The sequence below is a fragment of the Marinobacter similis genome (assembly GCF_000830985.1).
GTDB lineage: Bacteria > Pseudomonadota > Gammaproteobacteria > Pseudomonadales > Oleiphilaceae > Marinobacter > Marinobacter similis.
In genome coordinates this window covers 1893338-1911010 of the sequence record NZ_CP007151.1, presented here as the reverse complement: position 1 = coordinate 1911010, position 17673 = coordinate 1893338, and the positions used below count along the sequence as shown (strand labels likewise).

Annotated in this window: 15 protein-coding genes and 3 pseudogenes; 5 read left to right on the top strand and 13 right to left on the bottom strand. The window is 58.6% G+C overall.

Going from position 1 to position 17673, the window contains the following annotated elements:
• The first annotated feature begins 3 nt into the window (after window positions 1-3).
• Complete coding sequence (locus tag AU14_RS08810) at window positions 4-2499, top strand: efflux RND transporter permease subunit (protein ID WP_041340364.1); 2496 nt, start codon at window positions 4-6, stop codon at window positions 2497-2499.
• 62 nt (window positions 2500-2561) lie between these two features.
• On the opposite strand, the gene AU14_RS08805 is transcribed toward AU14_RS08810, so the two are convergent.
• Window positions 2562-3014 carry a Spy/CpxP family protein refolding chaperone gene (locus AU14_RS08805; protein ID WP_052472003.1) on the bottom strand — a complete coding sequence of 151 codons (453 nt, stop codon included), beginning with the start codon at window positions 3012-3014 and terminating at the stop codon, window positions 2562-2564.
• A gap of 241 nt (window positions 3015-3255) precedes the next feature.
• Between AU14_RS08805 and ylqF the strand changes: the two are divergent.
• A pseudogene (ylqF, locus tag AU14_RS08800) lies at window positions 3256-4190 on the top strand (ribosome biogenesis GTPase YlqF).
• On the opposite strand, the gene AU14_RS21220 reads toward ylqF, so the two are convergent.
• From AU14_RS21220 to AU14_RS08790, 3 genes are all read right to left on the bottom strand, one after another.
• A complete protein-coding gene (locus AU14_RS21220) occupies window positions 4141-4506 on the bottom strand; it encodes a helix-turn-helix transcriptional regulator (RefSeq protein WP_236744601.1) in 366 nt (121 codons plus the stop codon). The pseudogene ylqF and the gene AU14_RS21220 sit on opposite strands and share 50 nt — an antisense overlap.
• Before the next feature lie 98 nt (window positions 4507-4604).
• The gene (locus AU14_RS21215) at window positions 4605-4913 is read right to left on the bottom strand and encodes a hypothetical protein (protein ID WP_236744568.1); all 309 of its coding nucleotides are present in this window, start codon (window positions 4911-4913) and stop codon (window positions 4605-4607) included.
• Between the two features lie 120 nt (window positions 4914-5033).
• On the bottom strand, window positions 5034-5567 hold the full coding sequence (locus AU14_RS08790) for an Mpo1 family 2-hydroxy fatty acid dioxygenase (RefSeq protein ID WP_041343793.1): 534 nt from the start codon (window positions 5565-5567) through the stop codon (window positions 5034-5036).
• Window positions 5568-5783: 216 nt separating this feature from the next.
• On the opposite strand from AU14_RS08790, the gene fabB reads away from it, so the two are divergent.
• Together fabB and fnr are read left to right on the top strand one after the other, a co-directional pair.
• Entirely contained in the window at window positions 5784-6992 is a 1209-nt protein-coding gene (gene fabB / locus AU14_RS08785; protein WP_094191189.1) for a beta-ketoacyl-ACP synthase I, read from the top strand.
• Window positions 6993-7127: 135 nt separating this feature from the next.
• The gene (fnr, locus tag AU14_RS08780; RefSeq protein WP_041340358.1) at window positions 7128-7880 is read left to right on the top strand and encodes a fumarate/nitrate reduction transcriptional regulator Fnr; all 753 of its coding nucleotides are present in this window, start codon (window positions 7128-7130) and stop codon (window positions 7878-7880) included.
• A gap of 22 nt (window positions 7881-7902) precedes the next feature.
• Here fnr and AU14_RS08775 read toward each other — a convergent pair whose 3' ends face one another.
• Window positions 7903-8778 (bottom strand): sugar nucleotide-binding protein, encoded by an 876-nt coding sequence (locus tag AU14_RS08775; protein ID WP_041340356.1) that lies wholly within the window; start codon window positions 8776-8778, stop codon window positions 7903-7905.
• A gap of 161 nt (window positions 8779-8939) precedes the next feature.
• On the opposite strand from AU14_RS08775, the gene AU14_RS08770 reads away from it, so the two are divergent.
• Complete coding sequence (locus AU14_RS08770) at window positions 8940-9296, top strand: hypothetical protein (RefSeq protein ID WP_041340354.1); 357 nt, start codon at window positions 8940-8942, stop codon at window positions 9294-9296.
• Window positions 9297-9331: 35 nt separating this feature from the next.
• Here AU14_RS08770 and alr read toward each other — a convergent pair.
• The 8 genes and pseudogenes from alr to rnr all read right to left on the bottom strand — a co-directional run bounded on the left by alr (window position 9332) and on the right by rnr (window position 17633).
• Window positions 9332-10407 (bottom strand): annotated as a pseudogene (gene alr, locus AU14_RS08765) (alanine racemase).
• A pseudogene (gene dnaB / locus AU14_RS08760) lies at window positions 10407-11811 on the bottom strand (replicative DNA helicase). The pseudogenes alr and dnaB overlap by 1 nt, the downstream one beginning before the upstream one ends.
• Before the next feature lie 178 nt (window positions 11812-11989).
• Window positions 11990-12436 (bottom strand): 50S ribosomal protein L9, encoded by a 447-nt coding sequence (rplI, locus tag AU14_RS08755; RefSeq protein ID WP_041340352.1) that lies wholly within the window; start codon window positions 12434-12436, stop codon window positions 11990-11992.
• 20 nt (window positions 12437-12456) lie between these two features.
• A complete protein-coding gene (locus tag AU14_RS08750; protein WP_041340350.1) occupies window positions 12457-13323 on the bottom strand; it encodes a YybS family protein in 867 nt (288 codons plus the stop codon).
• A 26-nt stretch (window positions 13324-13349) separates the two neighbouring features.
• On the bottom strand, window positions 13350-13580 hold the full coding sequence (gene rpsR, locus AU14_RS08745; RefSeq protein WP_007154918.1) for a 30S ribosomal protein S18: 231 nt from the start codon (window positions 13578-13580) through the stop codon (window positions 13350-13352).
• A 25-nt stretch (window positions 13581-13605) separates the two neighbouring features.
• Window positions 13606-14034 (bottom strand): 30S ribosomal protein S6, encoded by a 429-nt coding sequence (gene rpsF / locus AU14_RS08740; protein WP_041340349.1) that lies wholly within the window; start codon window positions 14032-14034, stop codon window positions 13606-13608.
• Between the two features lie 242 nt (window positions 14035-14276).
• On the bottom strand, window positions 14277-15014 hold the full coding sequence (gene rlmB / locus AU14_RS08735; protein ID WP_041340347.1) for a 23S rRNA (guanosine(2251)-2'-O)-methyltransferase RlmB: 738 nt from the start codon (window positions 15012-15014) through the stop codon (window positions 14277-14279).
• A 15-nt stretch (window positions 15015-15029) separates the two neighbouring features.
• A complete protein-coding gene (gene rnr, locus AU14_RS08730; protein WP_041340345.1) occupies window positions 15030-17633 on the bottom strand; it encodes a ribonuclease R in 2604 nt (867 codons plus the stop codon).
• Between the last annotated feature and the right edge of the window lie 40 nt (window positions 17634-17673).

Here is a 17673-nt window from a genome sequence, read left to right as displayed (position 1 = left end):
TTCATGAACCGGTTCGGTACCCTGTACGATCGCCTGATCCTTGCTCGTCCCCTGGTAGTTCTTGGTATTTTTGCTCTCCTGCTGGCCGTAGCAGCCATCAAATTCGGCCAGTTCCGGCTGGATGCCTCGGCCGAGTCTCTGGTGCTGGAAAACGATCGATCGCTGGAGCAGTACCGCAAGGTCAACCGTCGCTTCACTACCTCCGACGACTTCCTCATCGTCACCTACACCCCCGAGGGTGAACTCTTTTCCGAGGCCGGCCTGGGCCGGCTTCAAGCTCTGCGCGACGAACTCCAGGCACTGCCGGCGGTGGGATCCACCAACAGCATATTGAACGTGCCCCTGCTGCACAGTCCCGAGCTGACCCTGGACACCGTCGATGCCGAAATCAAGACCGTAGATGAAGACAATGTCCCGCCAGATACCGTCCGCACTGCCCTCTTGGACAACCCGCTCTACCCCAACCTGCTGATCAGCGAGGATGCCCGGACCACCGCCATCCAGGTCAACCTGCCGACCCCGGAGCGGTATTTTGAACTGCTGCGGGAACGGAACCAGCTGCGTGACAAGGTAGAGGCTGACGATGCCTCGGCTGCCGAGCAGGAACAACTGGAAGCGGCCCAGCAAGCCTTCATCGGCTTCACCGAAACCCAGGGCGAGGAGCGCGACGCCACCATCGAGCGTGTGCGAAGCATTCTCGACAGCTACCGCGACGGCGCCGAGATCCATCTTGGCGGCGTGCCTATGATCGTGTCGGACATGATTCGCTTCATCAAGAATGACCTGTCCACCTTCGGGCTGGGAGTGCTGGCGTTTCTGGTGCTGACCCTGGTTATCATCTTCCGCCAGTGGCGCTGGGTACTGGTGCCACTGCTGTGCTGTGGTTTTACCGTGTGGCTGATGATCGGTTTCCTGGGCTGGGCCCAGTGGCCGGTTACCGTGATTTCCGCCAACTTTATTGCACTGCTGCTGATCATGACCCTGTCCCTGACCATTCACCTGATGGTGCGGTACCGGGAATTCCAGCATGACGACACCGAGGGTGAGCCCCGGGAAACCCTGCGCCAAACCCTTGCCGCCATGTTCAAACCCTGCTTCTACATGGCCATCACCACCATTGTCGCCTTTGGCTCCCTTACCTTCAGCGGCATCCGCCCGGTGATCGACTTCGGCTGGATGATGACCCTGGGCCTGACCGTGGCCTTCCTGATCACCTTCCTGATCTTCCCGGTATTGCTGCGGCTACTGCCACCCAAGGCGGACTGGACAGTCACCTCCGACCGGGTGCCGTTTACCGACACCTTTGCCCGCTTCACCGAGCGGTTTGGCAAGAGCGTGCTGGTGGGCTCGGCGGTCATCGCCGTGCTGTGTGCCATTGGGGTCAGCCGGCTGACGGTGGAAAACAGTTTCATCGACTACTTCAAGCCGTCGACCGAAATCCACCAGGGCATGATCACCATCGACGACCGCCTGGGCGGCACCACGCCCCTGGACATCGTGATTACCGACGACCCGGCGCCGGAGAACGCCAGCACCGACAGCGACCCGTTTGCCAGCAGCTGCGACCCGTTTGTTGAGGATTGTGGCGACGGCGAGGAATACCGGGATACCTGGTACACCTACCAGAAAATGCAACGTCTGGAGCAGGTCCACGATTACCTCGATAGCCTGCCGGAAACTGGCAAGGTACTGTCGATCACCACCACCCTGGAGATCCTTGCCCAGATCAATCAGGGCGAGCCGCTGGACGCACTGGAACTGGCCTTTGTGCCTGCGGCCGTACCGGACGATCTGCAGGACACCCTGCTGACGCCCTACATTTCCGAGGAGCACGATCAGGCCCGGTTCAGCATCCGGATTCTGGAGACCATGCCAGAGCTGCGCCGACAAGCCCTACTGGACCGCATCCGCACTCACCTGACAACAGAACTCGGCTACGAAGAGGATCAGGTGCTGTTTGCGGGCATGACCGTCATGTACAACAACATGCTGCAGAGCCTGTTCGATTCCCAGATCAAGACCATCGGGGCGGTGTTCGTAGTAATCACCATCATGTTCCTGCTGTTGTTCCGCTCACTCAAGCTGGCCCTGATAGGTATTGCCCCCAACCTTATTGCCGCCGGCTCGGTGTTGGGCCTGATGGGCTGGCTCGGAATTCCGCTGGACATGATGACCATCACCATTGCGGCCATTACCGTTGGCATCGCCGTGGACGACACCATCCACTACATCCACCGGTTCAAGACCGAATTCGCCAAGGACCGGGATTATCTTGCCACTATGCATCGCTGCCACCGCAGTATCGGCCGCGCGATGTTTTACACCTCGCTGACCATTATCGTCGGGTTCTCGATCCTGGTGCTTTCCAATTTTATCCCGACCATCTACTTCGGGCTGTTCACCGGCTTCGCCATGTTCATGGCATTATTGGGCGCGCTGACACTGCTGCCGAGACTGATCATTCTCATCCGCCCCTTCGGTCCGGGCGCGACCGAATAAAGGCACAAAAAAAGGCCGCATCCGGGGATGCGGCCTTTTTTGTTCAGCGAAACCCGTTCGGTTTACTGACCCTGCATCTGCTGCTGCATCATCTGCTGCTGTTGCTGACGCTGCTGCTGCATTTGCTGCATGCGCTTGTCCAGGGTATTGCGCTGCTCTTCGGTAAACACGCTGTCCACTTTCGCCTGCATCAGGGTGGACAGGGCCGCGATCTCCCCGGTTACATCACCAAGCTCTTCGGCGTTGTCACGAATGGAATCTTCATCGTACTCCGGCTTGATCTCAGCCTGCATCTGCTGCTGCAGAGCGCGGGCTTCCTGGCGAAGCTTGGCAATCTTGTCCTGCTTCTCATCGATGATGCCGCGGATCTCGGTCTGCTGATCATCGGACAGGCCAACCATCTGTGCCAGCTGATCCACCTGATCCGGCTGACCACCGGCGGCCTGCTGTGCAACCGCAGGCGCGGACAGGCTCAGTGCGACAACAGCGGTACCAAACATCTTTGCGAGCTTCATAGACTTCTCCGTTATCGGGGTGGCCACAATTTAAAACCACCGATTCGTGCCAGTTGTGTTGTTCAGGCTGTACACCCTAAAACATCACGACGCCGATTTTCACCCCGATACCCCTTCTTTTTGTACATATTTTCCGGCCTGTTAGCGCTCAGCCCGCCACACAGGCGGGCCGAAACAAATGTGAAAATTTAGTCATTCCCCTTCATAATGGCGCCGACCAACGACCTCCGGAGTATATGAGATGGCTATTAACTGGTTTCCAGGGCACATGCACAAGGCCCGCAAGGAGATCAAGCAGGTCATGCCGCAGATGGACCTCATCATTGAGGTGCTGGATGCGCGCATCCCGTTCAGCAGCGAAAATCCGTTGGTACCTTCCCTGCGTGGCGACAAACCACTGATCAAGGTGCTGAACAAACGAGACCTGGCCGATCCGGAGATCACCCAGCAGTGGCAGAACTGGCTTGAAAAGGAGCGGGGGGTGCGCACCATCACCCTGACCCAAAACCAGCGCAACGAAGCCCTGGGAATCCTCAAGCTCGCCCAGGAAATGACCCCCGACCACGACCGCCAGAAAAGCGCCCTGCGGGTGATGATCCTGGGCATTCCCAACGTCGGCAAGTCCACCATCATCAATACCCTGGCGGGCCGCCCCGCGGCCAAGACCGGCAACGAGCCGGCGGTGACCCGGGCGCAGCAGGCTATCAAGTTGCCGGACAACATCCTGCTCTACGACACCCCCGGCTTCCTCTGGCCCAAGCTGTCGCCGGAGGCCTGCGGCTATCGGCTGGCAGTGACCGGCGCTATTCGCAGCTCGGTGCTGGACTTTGAAGATGTCGCGTTGTTCGAGGCGGATTTTCTCCGCCAGGCCTATCCGGAACTGATAAAAAGCCGCTATGGGTTTGAGGAGCTACCGGTGGATGGTCTGGCAGTGATGGACGGCATTGCCGCCAAACGCCGGTTCTTTGGTCGCGGCGGCGTACCAGACCTGCACAAGGTGTCTGAGGTGCTGTTGAATGAATTCCGGGCCGGCACCCTTGGCCGGGTGTCACTGGAAACCCCGGCGATGGTCGAGCAGGAAGCCGAGGAGCTGCCCGGGCCGCCGCCGAAAAGGCCGAGCAGGAAGCTACGAAAGAGAAAGGGAAGAAGAAGAAAGGCCGCAGCGGCAAACGGTGAACGCACCGGTGGTCACGTACTCAGAGGGCATGGCATCAAACATGCCCCGGGCGGTGCGGACAAAATGGGGCTGGTCGTAGAAGCCTGCATCCATCGCCAGCTGGGACATCGACTTGCCCCGCTCCCATTGGGCCAGAACCTGGTTCATTTTCAGGTGCAGCAAAAAGCGCCGCAAGGTTACACCGGTTTGCTGCCGGAATAGATGACTCAGCCGCGAGGACGACAACCCTACTGCCTGCGCCAACCGGGAGACATCCACCTTGTCCGGCAACTGGCTACGGAGCTCGTCACAGATTTTTCGCACTCTCCTGTCCATAGGCTCCGGCGGACCACCCAAATGCTTTACAGCGCTCGACAAAGCCTGCCAGGCGGCCTGGCAATCACCGGGCACGGCACTGGGTAGGCTCGCCCCGATTACCGGAATATCCACCGAGGCTGATCACCGAGCCTGTGCTGCAGGGCCCGCCAGAAATCACTGTCCGGATCGAGCTGGGCGCACCACATCCGGGTGTCACCGGGATCCAGGGATTGTTCAACGTCCGGCGCCACCAGCGCAGCCGAGGTCGTGCGCCAGTGACCATCGACCTGCAATCGGAAGGGGCCGTCGAGGCCGACCAGTAAGGACGCACTGATGTGCCGATGAGGTCGGTTCGGTGTCAGGTGCCCGATCACCTGCCAGTGATCGGGCCAGAGGAACAGGGTGCCGCGTGGCGAATGGTGCATATCCGGGCCGGTTATCTGTTGATTAGGGTGCCCAAAGCATACCTCAGGACAACCTTTTCTCCAGCCTCGTGCGACCGCCCTACCTGCCATCCGGGAAGACGGCGCGGGGAATTGAATCACTCAGTGACCCTGAATCTGTCCCTCGGTGTGGTCTTTGCCGTGGCTGCGCTGGGCGTATGGAACAGGCAAACCAAGCTTGGACGCAAACTCGATACTGACAAAGATTGGCCCGATCAGCAGGAACACCAGGTCTTCCACAAACGATGGTTTTTTTCCTTCGATCTTGTGCCCATAAACCTGCAGGGCCCAGGCCGCGATCCAGACCACGAGACTGGTCCAGAACAGTGACCACCCGGCAGCCAGGACACCCTGGATGATCAGGGCCGAGACCGCGAACCAGCCGGCCATGAGCACAAACACCCCAACCGACAGGCGCAGGTACACCAGGCCCGAGATCGCGGCCAACAGGGTCGCGCCATTCACCCATTCGCCCGCCGTGCCGGTCAGGCCGAGCCAGCTTCCAACAGGAATCAGCCAGAGCAGGCCGAGGGTTGAGAACACAATGGCGGGCACGCACACGATGTGAACCCATTGGTTGAAGTTATTCTGGTGACTGTCGCCATAATCACCCAGAAACTGCGCCAGTGTACGCATATTCAGATCTCCGATGTTGTCTTTAATAACCGCCACTTTAGCAGGCGCCTTAGCGTCAACCTTGTACGTAACGGCTATTCTGCATGCTGACAGCTCAACGCCCCTGCCCCTTACCAAGGTCAAATATCACGGGCCTGGCAAAGAGCCTACACTGGGGGACAACAGCATTGATCGCATGACGTCGCCCCACCCGGGCGAGTCGCACAGGAGGAATGTATGAGACGCGTTGTCGTCACCGGCATGGGCATTGTGTCCTGCCTCGGAAATTCGCTGGATGAAGTGCTGGACAGCCTGAAACACGGCAAATCCGGCATCCGCTTCAATGAAACCTATAAAGAAATGGGCTTTCGCAGCCAGGTTTCTGGCTCGCCAGACGTCGACACCTCAGTGATCGATCGCAAGATGCGACGTTTCATGGGGCCCTCGGCCATGTACAGCTATTTGTCCATGGAACAGGCGATCGCCCAGGCCGGTCTGACCGAAGACCTGATTTCCAATGACCGCACCGGCCTGATTGCCGGTTCCGGTGGTGCGTCATGCTCCAGCCAGGTCGAAGCGACCGACATCATGCGGGAAAAAGGCGTCAAGCGTATTGGGCCTTACATGGTGCCTCGAATCATGACCAGTACCGTATCCGCTTGTCTGGCCACCGCCTACAAGATTCGGGGCGTGAACTACTCCATGTCATCTGCCTGCGCCACCAGCGCTCACTGTATTGGCCATGCCATGGAGCAGATTCAGGCGGGCAAGCAGGACATCGTTTTCGCCGGTGGCGGTGAAGAAGAGGACTGGAGCCTGACCATGATGTTCGACGCCATGGGCGCCCTGTCCACCAAGTACAACGATGCGCCAGCAACGGCCTCGCGTCCGTTCGACAGCGGCCGGGACGGCTTTGTTATCGCCGGTGGCGGTGGCATGGTGGTGCTGGAAGAGCTGGAGCACGCCAAAAAGCGCGGCGCCAATATCATTGCCGAACTGACCGGCTACGGCGCTACATCCGACGGCTACGACATGGTCGCGCCCTCCGGCGAAGGTGCCCAGCGCTGCATGAAGCAGGCCATGGCAACCATCCGCGGCAAAGTTCAGTACATCAACGCCCACGGCACCAGCACTCCAGTAGGCGACGTGGCTGAAATGGGCGCGGTGCGCGACACCTTCGGCGCAGACATACCGCCCATCTCCTCGACCAAATCGCTGTCCGGGCATTCCCTGGGCGCGGCCGGGGTACACGAGGCTATTTACTCTCTGCTGATGCTGCAGAACGGTCTGATTGCCGGCACGGCCAACCTGACCAATGTTGATGACAAGATCAGCAACATGCCACTGGTCGGCCCGGCAGCGCAGAACGCCGAGCTCAACACTGTCATGTCCAACAGCTTCGGCTTTGGCGGCACCAACGCCTCACTGGTGTTCGAGAAACTGTAATAAGGATGGGGATGACAGGCTTTCGGGCCTGTTACTTCCCGCCTGCCGCAACACCCCGGACTACCTTTCCCATTGGCAAAGCCGCGCTTCCGTACTAAGGTTAGAAATTGATCAGGATCAATTTGGACGTCGCTTATGGCCCAAACACTCCCCTTCCGACCGGTGCCCTCTCCGCTTAAAGCGTCGTGTCATACCTGCAGTCTGAGCAACCTGTGCCTGCCTCTGGCTATTGATGAAACCGACCTCGAAAGCCTGGAAGACATTGTCCAGCAAGGACGGATTTATAAACGGGGTGAGCACATTTTCGACCAGAGCACGCCCTTCCGCTCCTGCTTTGCCGTGCGCAGTGGGTCGGTGAAGACGTCGATTGTGTCTGAGGATGGCGAGGAACAGATAACGGGGTTTTTCCTGCCCGGCGAGCTGATTGGACTCGACAGCATGGGAGGGGATTATTATGCCTGCACTGCCCGGGCACTGGAGCGGACCAGTATCTGCGAATTTCCCGTGCAGAAGCTGGAGGAGCTGACAACCAGGCTACCCGACCTTCAGCATCACATGTACCACCTGATGAGCCAGGAAATACAGCATAGCCACCAGCTGAACATGCTGTTGAGCAAAAATACTGCCGAAGAACGCGTTGCCGCACTGTTGCTGTCGCTGTCCAGCCGGTTACAGCGCCGACGCCTGTCCGGCACCCGTTTCAGCTTGCCGATGGCGCGCAACGACATTGCCAACTTTCTGGGCCTGGCGGTTGAGACCGTCAGCCGGGTATTCACCCGGTTCCAGACTCAGGGCGTTATCAAGGCCCGGGGCCGGGAAGTGGAGCTGCTGGACTTAGCTGCCCTGCAAGGCGTTACCCGGGAGTTGTCCCGTCAGGTCTGCCCCTAGCAGTTGCAACCGGTGACAGCGCTCAATTGACCGGCGCTTTCTCATCCTGCCCATTTTGTGCCTTCATCATCGCGAACTCTTCCACCAATCCGGAGCGCCAGGGTAACTGCTTGATACCGAATGTGTTGCGGACCTTGGTGCAGATCAATGTGGTGTTCACCGGCTCCAGGTGCCCCCAGCCCGGCACCTCATCCACCACCCGGATATCTTCGGGAATACCGGGCAGTCCCGCGATCGCCAGCCCCAGCTCGTACAGGTTGATCTCCTCGGCCCCGGCATACTGAAACGTACCCCAGACCTCGGCCCCGCAATCGATCTGCTGAATCACCGCTGTCACCACCCGGGCAAGATCCCGGACCGCCACCGGCTGGCCACGGCAGCGGCCCGGCAACATCAGGGTTTCGCCGGATGCAGTGCTGGCCTGAACCTTGCGAATAAAGCGGGCCAGACTCCAGCCGGTGCGCAGAATGATATGCCGGGGCAACAAAGTCCGTAGTGCTTGCTCGCACTCCCACTGCCAGTTGCCCAGCTCGTTACAGGGATGCCCTGGGTTCGAGGTGATATAACCCGTTTGCTTGCGTCCATCGAACACATAGCACGACGACAGCTGTAACAATGCCATGCCACGATCACGGGCAAACTCAGCGATCGCTACGGGCAGGGAAAAGGCGGCCTTATGAGTGCTCTCAGGATCATCTTGAGCCACTTCAGGATCAGACAGCCACAGCGCATTAACAATCAGATCGGTGTCTTCCGGAATCCAGTTCTCCAGGGCATTGAGATTGGCACCGGCAGGATCGCTGACCAGCAATGGGCTCACCTGCAGTGGCGTCTCGCGTAGACGCTCCAACACCAATTTGCCCAAGGGGCCATAATCATGAACAACTAGCACGTGCACGAGGGGTCAAAGCCTCCAGAACTTCACTGATTTGACGGAATTGCCGAACCGATCTGGCCAATGGTTAACGGAGATCGGTCTCTACAATAACTGCCAGCTACAAGCGCTGGCAGTTTTCTCTTTACCTTTTCTTTCAACAGTCTACAACAGCAGGATCCAAGATGCTGAAACAACAAAGCCACATTGTGGCACCGATTCCGGACGAACTGCGTACCCGGGCACTTTACACCGTGGAACAGCTGCGGGAACGCGGCAAGGCCGACAAGGTTGCCATCGACCAGCTGTTTGATCTTATTGTGGAACTGACCGACGCAGGTCTCGACTTCTTTTTCCTTGAGCCACTGCGCCGGCTGAACGCCGGCAACATGATGATGGGCATGGCCAAAATGGGCATCAGCAGTATGCTCAAGGGTAGCAAGATGGTGGTGCACAAGGTCTTGAAAAAACTGGACGATCGAAGCCTGGCCGCGATTCTGGATTTCATTGCAGAAATCATTCACGAGCCGGAACCGGCCTGAACGAGCCCCAGCTATCAGCTATAGCAAGCTGTCAGCTATTGATAGACCCGTGGCACCCGAGCCGTGATGCCCGTCAGCAGCTCATAGGAAATGGTACCGGCGCAGCTGGCCACTTCATCCACCGCCACGGTTCCACCCCAGAGTTCTACCAGGTCACCGGCCCTGGCATCGGGCGCATTGCTCAGATCCACCGCGAGCATGTCCATGGACACCCGACCCAGCAGGCGAATCCGCTGGCCATTGACGGCTGCGGGCGTGCCAGTGCCGGCGTGGCGCGGGTAGCCATCGCCATAGCCGATCGCCACCATACCCATCGGGGTATCCCGGTCGGCCACGAAACCGGCACCGTAGCCTATCGACTCACCGGCACGAACCGTGCGTGTGGTGATCAACGGTGCTTCCAGTGACATCACCGGTTTTAAACCCAGCTCCGGGCCAGTCTGAGCCAGCTTTGGCGAGCCGCCGTAGAGCATGATGCCGGGCCGACTCCAGTCATACAGTGGCTGGCCCTGAATGAAATGGGCGGCGGAATTACCGACGCTCTTCATCAGTTCGGGCCAGGGGGTGGTGGCTTGTTCAAAACACAGAGTCTGCTCTCTGGTCATCGAGCTGGCATTGTCGTCGGCGCAGGCAAAATGGGTAACGAAACCAAGCAATCCCGGCCGGGCACCCATGGCATCCAGGCGTGTCATCACCTGCACCAGCTCATCAGGCTGAAACCCGAGCCGATTCATGCCACTGTTTACCTTGAGCCAGAACGCCGGGCGGGCGCCGGTCTGGGCCAGCCAGTCCAGCTGGTGATGGCCGTGCACCACCGGCTCGAATCCCCGCCGGGCGCACAATTCAAAATCTTCCGCGGCGTGCACGCCCTGCAACATGACCACCGGTTGCAGCAGGCCGGCATCTCGAATCGCCTCCGCCTCACCGAGACAGGCCACCGCGTACTTGGGGGCGTCGTCGGCGAGGGCCTGAGCCACCGGCACAATGCCATGGCCATAGCCATCGGCTTTCACCACAGCCATCGACAGGGCGGCGCGGCGCGCTCGGAGGCCAACCGGTAATTATGGCGCAGTGCCTCCAGATCAATGCGGGCAACGGTACTGCGCGGCATCAGTATTCACCACCATAATCGCCGTAGTTCCCATGGGCGAGATCCTCGAACTTGGTGAACTTACCGATAAACGCCAGGCGAATGGTGCCGATCGGGCCGTTCCGCTGCTTACCGATGATGATCTCGGCAATGCCCTTGTCCTGGGTGTCTTCATTGTACACCTCGTCCCGGTACACAAACATGATGACGTCGGCGTCCTGCTCGATGGCGCCGGATTCCCGCAAGTCGGAGTTCACCGGGCGCTTGTTGGGCCGTTGCTCCAGGCTTCGGTTGAGCTGGGACAAGGCCACCACCGGGCAACTCAATTCCTTGGCAATACCCTTCAGGGACCGGGAAATCTCGGAGATCTCGGCGGTCCGGCCCTCGGTGTTGCCGGGCACCCGCATCAGCTGCAGGTAGTCGACCATGATCAGGCCAATCTTGCCGTCGTTTTCCCGGGCAATCCGCCGGGCCCGGGACCGCATTTCAGTCGGGCTCAGGCCCGGGGTATCGTCAATATACAGCGGCTTGTCCTTGAGCAGGCTCACCGCCGAGGTCAGGCGGGGCCAGTCATCCTCTTCGAGCTTACCGCCCCGCACCTTGGTCTGGTCAATCCGGCCAAGGGAGGACAGCATCCGCATGGCCAGGGCATCCGCGGGCATCTCCATACTGAATACCAGCACCGGGGTACCGCTACTGATCAGCGCATTTTCAACAATGTTCATGGCGAAGGTGGTCTTACCCATGGAGGGCCGCCCTGCACGATAATCAGATCGGCCGGCTGCATACCGGAGGCTGGTCGTCCAGATCCCGAAACCCGGTGGTCAGGCCGGTGGTCTGCTCACCGGATTCAAACAGTTCTTCAATCCGGCTCAGGGTCTTGGTCAGGATCGGGTTGATTCCCTGCGGGCCAGAACCCTCCTTGACCCGGGATTCGGCAATCTGGAATACGTTGCGCTCGGCCTCATCCAGAATCTCGTTACTGTTGCGGCCCTGAGGATTGAAGGCCGAATCCGAAATCTTGCCCGAAACTTCCACCAGTTGGCGCAGCACCGATCGCTCACGGACGATATCGGCATAGGCCCGAATATTGGCAGCACCCGGAGTCTTCTCCGCCAGCTCGGCCAGGTACGCCAGACCGCCGGCATCTTCGATATCCCCGGCACGCTCCAGGAATTCCGCCAGCGTGACCACATCCAGGGGTTCACTTTCGCTGGCCAGGCGCTCCACTGCCCCGAAAATCAGACGGTGATCCTGCCGGTAGAAGTCGCCTGCGGAAATGATTTCCGACACTTCATCGAACCGACGGTTATCGAGCATCAGGCCACCCAGCACTGCCTGCTCGGCTTCAACCGAATGCGGCGGCACTTTGATGCGACTGGTTTCTAGATCACTACTGGCGGGTTTCAGATTGGGCTTGGCCATAACTACGTCTTCTGATGGATAACACGAATGGTCCAGTTTACGGGGAACGCTTCGGGTTTGGGAGAGGCTGAGAAAAACTAAGAATACCAGAAAGCAACGGGCCCGAAACCGTCGCCGGTTCGGGCCCGTTCAATCAAGCTAGGCCGGCAGTGCCGGCCAGGCTGGACGCTGCGACAAGTTACGCCGCAACAACCGCCAGCTTAACAGTCACTTCTACGTCAGAGTGCAGCTGCAGCTCGATTTCGTACTCGCCGGTCACGCGAATCGGACCTTCGGGCAGACGAACTTCGCTCTTCTCGACGTCAGTTCCACCAGCGGTGATCGCATCAGCGATATCACGCACACCGATAGAACCGAACAGCTTACCTTCTTCACCAGCTTTGGAGCTGATGGTGAAGGCTGCGCCTTCCAGAGCTTCAGCGCGTGCCTGGGCAGCAGCCTGCTTCTCGGCAGCGGCTTTTTCCAGCTCGGCGCGACGCTCTTCGAACGCCTTCAGGTTTGCTTCGGTGGCAGGTACAGCCTTGCCATAAGGAAGCAGGAAATTACGACCGTAACCGGCCTTAACCTTTACCTTGTCACCCAGGGAGCCAAGGTTTGCAACTTTCTCGAGCAGAATAACTTCCATCTCGTTAACCTCTTCGTGCTTTATTCAGCCGGCCCGGCAGGCGTTATACGCTTCCGGATATCCAGCCAGCTATCCACAAAAGCCAGAACCACTAACAGAATCATCAGGCTTGGGCCCAGCAAAACCAGCGCAATGTAAAACAGCACCAGCCACTGACCACTCAGCTTTTTACGTCCAACGATGCCATGAGTCAGGGCCAGGCTCGCCAAAAACAGCGGTGTCCCGGCAACCCAGACCAGCAACATGGCATTCAGCCCGAGTACCGGACCAATCACCATGGTGACTGCACACACCACCGCAACGGCGGGCGACAGTTTCAGGGCATGGAATTCCGTACGGAATCCACCGGGGTTATAAAGACCCGCCTGCCATGACCTGGCCAACATCGTCATACCGATGCCAGTGGCGAAATAAGTGCCCGCCATGCTGGCATTCATGGTGTCCCGAATGACCTGTTCGAGGTCGCCCCCGAGGGTTCGGGCCACATCGGCATTGTACTGTTCGTAAAAGCTGACCCCGGCCTGGACCAGATCGTCCAGCAATCCGGGGTAGATCACCGGCAACATAAGCCCGGTGACAATCGCCAGAAAGCTCCCTCCGAGAAGGGCTCTTTCCCAGGACAGCGTGGCTCTGAGCACTGACGCCATCAGCATTACCTGAAGCAATACCGCCAGAGCGGTCGGGTCTTGCCCGAACCAGCTCCAGCCGAGTGCCGGAAGCAATGCCCAAAGGCCGATATTAAGCCCCTGACTGATGCCAAGCCTGAGAATCACCAGGCCGACAACCGCTGCGCCAATCCAGAACAGCAAAGGTACCGCAGTTGTGACTGCTGCTACCGCACTGGCCTGAAGGGGACCGCGCATTACAAATTGTGCGAGTGCACGCATGGTCCCAAGTCCTGTTTATCTGTTACTTAGTTATCGTGGCTGTCCGAGTACGGCAGCAGTGCCAGGTAGCGGGCACGCTTGATAGCGGTAGCCAGCTGACGCTGATAACGTGCTTTGGTGCCGGTGATGCGGCTGGGCACGATTTTGCCGGTTTCAGTGATGTAGCCTTTCAGGGTGTCCAGATCCTTGTAATCGATCTCTTTAACACCTTCTGCCGTAAAGCGGCAGAATTTACGACGTCTGAAAAAACGAGCCATAACTTAACTCCTCAACTCCGGTTAATTACTCTTCTTCGTCCTGGGTCTCAGCTTTCTGACGGTCGTTTTGACGATCATCAGATTCTGCTGAACGACGCGGACGGTCGTCTCCGCCGGAACGACGGTCCTCACGGGACTCGGCAGCTTTCATCGGAGACAGATCGGTAACAGCTTCATCGCGACGCAGAATCAGTTCGCGAATAATGGCATCGTTGAACCGGAAGTTGTGAGTCAGCTCGTCCATCGCGGCCTGTGAACATTCAACGTTCATCAGCACGTAGTGAGCTTTGTGAATCTTGTTGATCGGGTATGCCATGTGACGACGGCCCCAATCTTCCAAGCGATGTACCTGACCGCCATCTTCAGTGATGACGCCGGTATAACGCTCGATCATCGCGGGCACTTGCTCGCTCTGATCCGGATGTACCATGAAAACGATTTCGTAGTGACGCATGAGTTCTCCCTACGGTTTAAACAGCTTTCTTTTTGACCGCCATTTCAAATATCGGCGGCAAAACGCGAAAGCAAGGAGGTGACAGCCTTAGCTGTCGGTTTCTTTTTGCTTTATCAATAAGGCTTTACGAGAAAGGCTTGATCAAAAGCGTGGCTGGGCATGCCTGACGAGCAGACAACACGAAGCCACCCCTTGGAAAAGGGGTGACGTATTCTAGGCGGACGGGGGCTTCTGTGCAAGGGTTAACCAAGGCGCTGGCGCAATGCCTGGTATAGGCAAACACCCGTAGCCACGGACACATTCAGGCTGTCGACATGACCCAGCATGGGGATATTGATGAGCTGGTCACAATGCTCCCGGGTCAGCCGGCGCATGCCCTTACCCTCGGCCCCCATCACCAGCGCGACCGGCCCCTTGAAGTCGGCCTGGAACAGCGTTGCATCCGCCTCACCGGCAGTACCAATCAACCAGACCCCTTGATCCTTCAGGGTTCTCAGGAACCGGGCAAGGTTGGTTACCCGCACAAAAGGCACGGTTTCCGCGGCGCCACAGGCTACCTTTCGAGCGACAGGCGTCAGGGACGCGGACTTGTCTTTCGGCACAATCACCGCCTGGACACCCACGGCATCGGCGGTGCGCATGCAGGCCCCCAGATTATGAGGATCGGTGACGCCATCCAGTACCAACAGGAACGGCGGCTTGTCACTGCTGGCCAACTGGGCCAGCAGATCATCTTCGGTCCATTCCCGGCTCTCGCTGACGGCAGCCACGATACCCTGGTGCACACCAGAGACGCGCTCATCCAGTTCACGACGGTGAACCACCTTCCAGCGCACGCCCAAACCATCGAGCGCATCGGTCACGCTTTTGACGCGCTTATCCTGTCTGCCGGTCTGAATCCAGACCTGCTGCAACCTCTCGGGCTCACGCTTGAGGACAGCCTCAAACGCGTGCCAGCCAAACACAAATTCTCCGGACACTGACTCTGCTTCCTGTTATTTACGGGATTTGCGCTTTTTGTCGGCTTTACCGTCCTTGCCCGGCTTCTTGTCCTTATCCAGGGCCAGCTTGGCGGCTTGAGCCACCAGCTCATCCCGAGCAGACATCGGCTCGTCCGGGTTCGGCTTCGAGCTTTCCGGCTTGGGCTTGGAACTGGGCTTGGAGGCCGCAGGTCGTTTCCGGGGCGCCTTCAGCGGGGCGTCCGACTTTTTATCCGAACCCCCGGTCCGCGGCGCCTTGCCTGGAGCTTTCGCACGGCCCTCTGGCTTGCCGCCTCCGGACTTGCCACCGGCCTTGCGCCGACCTTTCTTGGCATCCGAACGATCCGGGATATCGAGCGCGTCACGATCTTCTTTACGGTGCACCGGCTCACTGACCAGCTCCAGATCGATCTTGCGATCTTCCATACCGACTCGCATCACCTTAACCCGCAGCTCGTCACCCAGCCGGAAACTCATGGCCGTGCGCTCGCCGATCAGCCGATGCTTGGCGGAATCGTGATGGAAGAAATCACCGCTGAGCGTCGAGACATGCACCAGCCCTTCAATATAGACACCGGACAGCTGAACAAAGAACCCGAACGGCACCACGGCCGCAATCACACCGTCGAACTCCTCGCCGACGTGATCACGCAGGTACTCGCATTTGAGCCAGGCCATGACATCGCGGGTGGCGTCGTCGGCGCGGCGCTCGGCCATCGAGGTGTGTTCGCCCAGCTGCTGCATGCGCGCGAAATCGTAGGGGTATTCCGCCAACTCCGGATCCGACTTCGGCGGCTTCACAATATCCTTGGACGTTGACTCGCTGTGAATCACCGACTTGATGGCCCGGTGGGCGATCAAATCAGGGTAGCGACGAATCGGCGACGTGAAATGCGAATAACCGGAAAATCCGAGACCAAAGTGACCGCCTTCCTCCGGGCTGTACACCGCCTGACTGAGTGAACGCAACATGACCGTCTGGATGACGTTGGCATCGGAGCGATCCGAAATCTCTGACAGCAATGCCTGGTAGTCGGCGGAGCTGGGGGTATCACCGCCACCCAACTGCAGACCCAGCTCGCCCAGGAACAGCCTGACTGCATTCAGACGCTCTTCGGACGGGCCATCGTGAACCCGGTACAGCGCCGGTAGCTTATGCTTCTTGAGGAACTTGGCGGTAGCCACGTTCGCACACAGCATGCACTCTTCGATGATCTTGTGAGCATTGTTCCGGGTAACCGGGACAATCTCTTCAATCTTGCGATCAGCATCGAAGACAATCTTCGTTTCCGTGGTTTCGAAATCAATCGCGCCGCGCTCGGTCCGGGCCTTACGGAGCAATTGATACAGACCATAGAGGTTGTGCAGCTGTGGCAGCACATGAGCGTACTGCTCACACAGACGATAACCCGACTCGGTATCGGGATTTTCCAGCATGTCGCTCACCTTGTTATAGGTAAGCCGGGCATGACTGTACATCACCGCCTGATAGAAACTGTAGCCACTGATTTTGCCGGAAGCACTGATGGTCATGTCGGCCACCATGCACAAGCGATCGACACCTGGATTCAGCGAGCACAGACCGTTGGACAGCTTCTCGGGCAGCATTGGAACCACGTGGTCCGGGAAGTAAACCGACGTACTGCGGTTTACCGCCTCATCATCCAGCGGCGAGCCCGGACGGACATAATGGGATACGTCTGCAATCGCAACCAGCAGGCGGTAACCACCCCGTGGCCTTGGCTCGCAATAGACCGCATCGTCGAAGTCACGAGCGGTCTCATCATCAATGGTCACCAACCGGAGGTTACGGATATCAACCCGGTTTTCTTTATCTTTTTCAGTGACCTCATCCGGAATCTTGGCGACCTGCTCCCCTAACGCTGGCGGCCAGCTGTTGGGAATGTCGTAGGACCGGATGGCAACATCAATTTCCATGCCTGGCGCCATATGCTCGCCCAGCACTTCAACAATCTTGCCCAACGGCTGAGTTCGCACACTGGGCTGACGAATAATATCCACAACCACGTATTGGCCGTGACGAGCTTCACCGGCATGCTCCTGTGGTATCAGCACTTCGTGATTGATACGGGCATTTTCCGGCACCACGAAACTGATACCGCTTTCCTGGAAAAACCGGCCTACAGTCTGATTGGTACGGTACTCGAGCACCTCGACAATGACGCCCTCGCGGCGCCCTCGGTCGTCAACCCGATCCACCCTGGCAGCCACCCGGTCACCATGAAAGACCTGGCGCATCTGGCGTGCGGTCAGGAACAGGTCGGAGCCACCGTCGTCCGGCACCAGAAAACCGAAGCCGTCCTTGTGACCGATGATACGACCGGTTACCAAGTCCGCTTCTTCGATGGGCAGGTAAGCACCACGACGGTTGCAGATCATCTGTCCGTCACGACACATGGCGATAAGGCGGCGGCGAAGCGCTTCAACACCCTCAGGCGAGGTTTGCCCCAGCTCGTCGCACAGGGTTTCATGAGTTGCCGGCGCCCCTCTCTCTTTCAAGTGGGCGATGATGAACTCACGACTTTGAATAGGATTTTCGTACTTATCGGCCTCACGATTGGCGTGAGGGTCCTGATGCTCTTTCTTCCTGGAAACCATTCGGATCCTTTCTATGATTACTGTGATACCGAGCCTCTAA

What these genes read in the sequence shown, in the direction of transcription:
- AU14_RS08810 (WP_041340364.1), top strand. Translation starts at nt 4, where the DNA reads ATGAACCGGTTCGGTACCCTGTACGATCGCCTGATCCTTGCTCGTCCC.
- rplI (WP_041340352.1), bottom strand. Translation starts at nt 12,436, where the DNA reads ATGGAAGTTATTCTGCTCGAGAAAGTTGCAAACCTTGGCTCCCTGGGT.
- rpsF (WP_041340349.1), bottom strand. Translation starts at nt 14,034, where the DNA reads ATGCGTCACTACGAAATCGTTTTCATGGTACATCCGGATCAGAGCGAG.
- AU14_RS08790 (WP_041343793.1), bottom strand. Translation starts at nt 5,567, where the DNA reads ATGCGTACACTGGCGCAGTTTCTGGGTGATTATGGCGACAGTCACCAG.
- AU14_RS08770 (WP_041340354.1), top strand. Translation starts at nt 8,940, where the DNA reads ATGCTGAAACAACAAAGCCACATTGTGGCACCGATTCCGGACGAACTG.
- rpsR (WP_007154918.1), bottom strand. Translation starts at nt 13,580, where the DNA reads ATGGCTCGTTTTTTCAGACGTCGTAAATTCTGCCGCTTTACGGCAGAA.
- AU14_RS21220 (WP_236744601.1), bottom strand. Translation starts at nt 4,506, where the DNA reads ATGGACAGGAGAGTGCGAAAAATCTGTGACGAGCTCCGTAGCCAGTTG.
- fabB (WP_094191189.1), top strand. Translation starts at nt 5,784, where the DNA reads ATGAGACGCGTTGTCGTCACCGGCATGGGCATTGTGTCCTGCCTCGGA.
- AU14_RS08805 (WP_052472003.1), bottom strand. Translation starts at nt 3,014, where the DNA reads ATGAAGCTCGCAAAGATGTTTGGTACCGCTGTTGTCGCACTGAGCCTG.
- rnr (WP_041340345.1), bottom strand. Translation starts at nt 17,633, where the DNA reads ATGGTTTCCAGGAAGAAAGAGCATCAGGACCCTCACGCCAATCGTGAG.
- AU14_RS08750 (WP_041340350.1), bottom strand. Translation starts at nt 13,323, where the DNA reads ATGCGTGCACTCGCACAATTTGTAATGCGCGGTCCCCTTCAGGCCAGT.
- fnr (WP_041340358.1), top strand. Translation starts at nt 7,128, where the DNA reads ATGGCCCAAACACTCCCCTTCCGACCGGTGCCCTCTCCGCTTAAAGCG.
- AU14_RS21215 (WP_236744568.1), bottom strand. Translation starts at nt 4,913, where the DNA reads ATGCACCATTCGCCACGCGGCACCCTGTTCCTCTGGCCCGATCACTGG.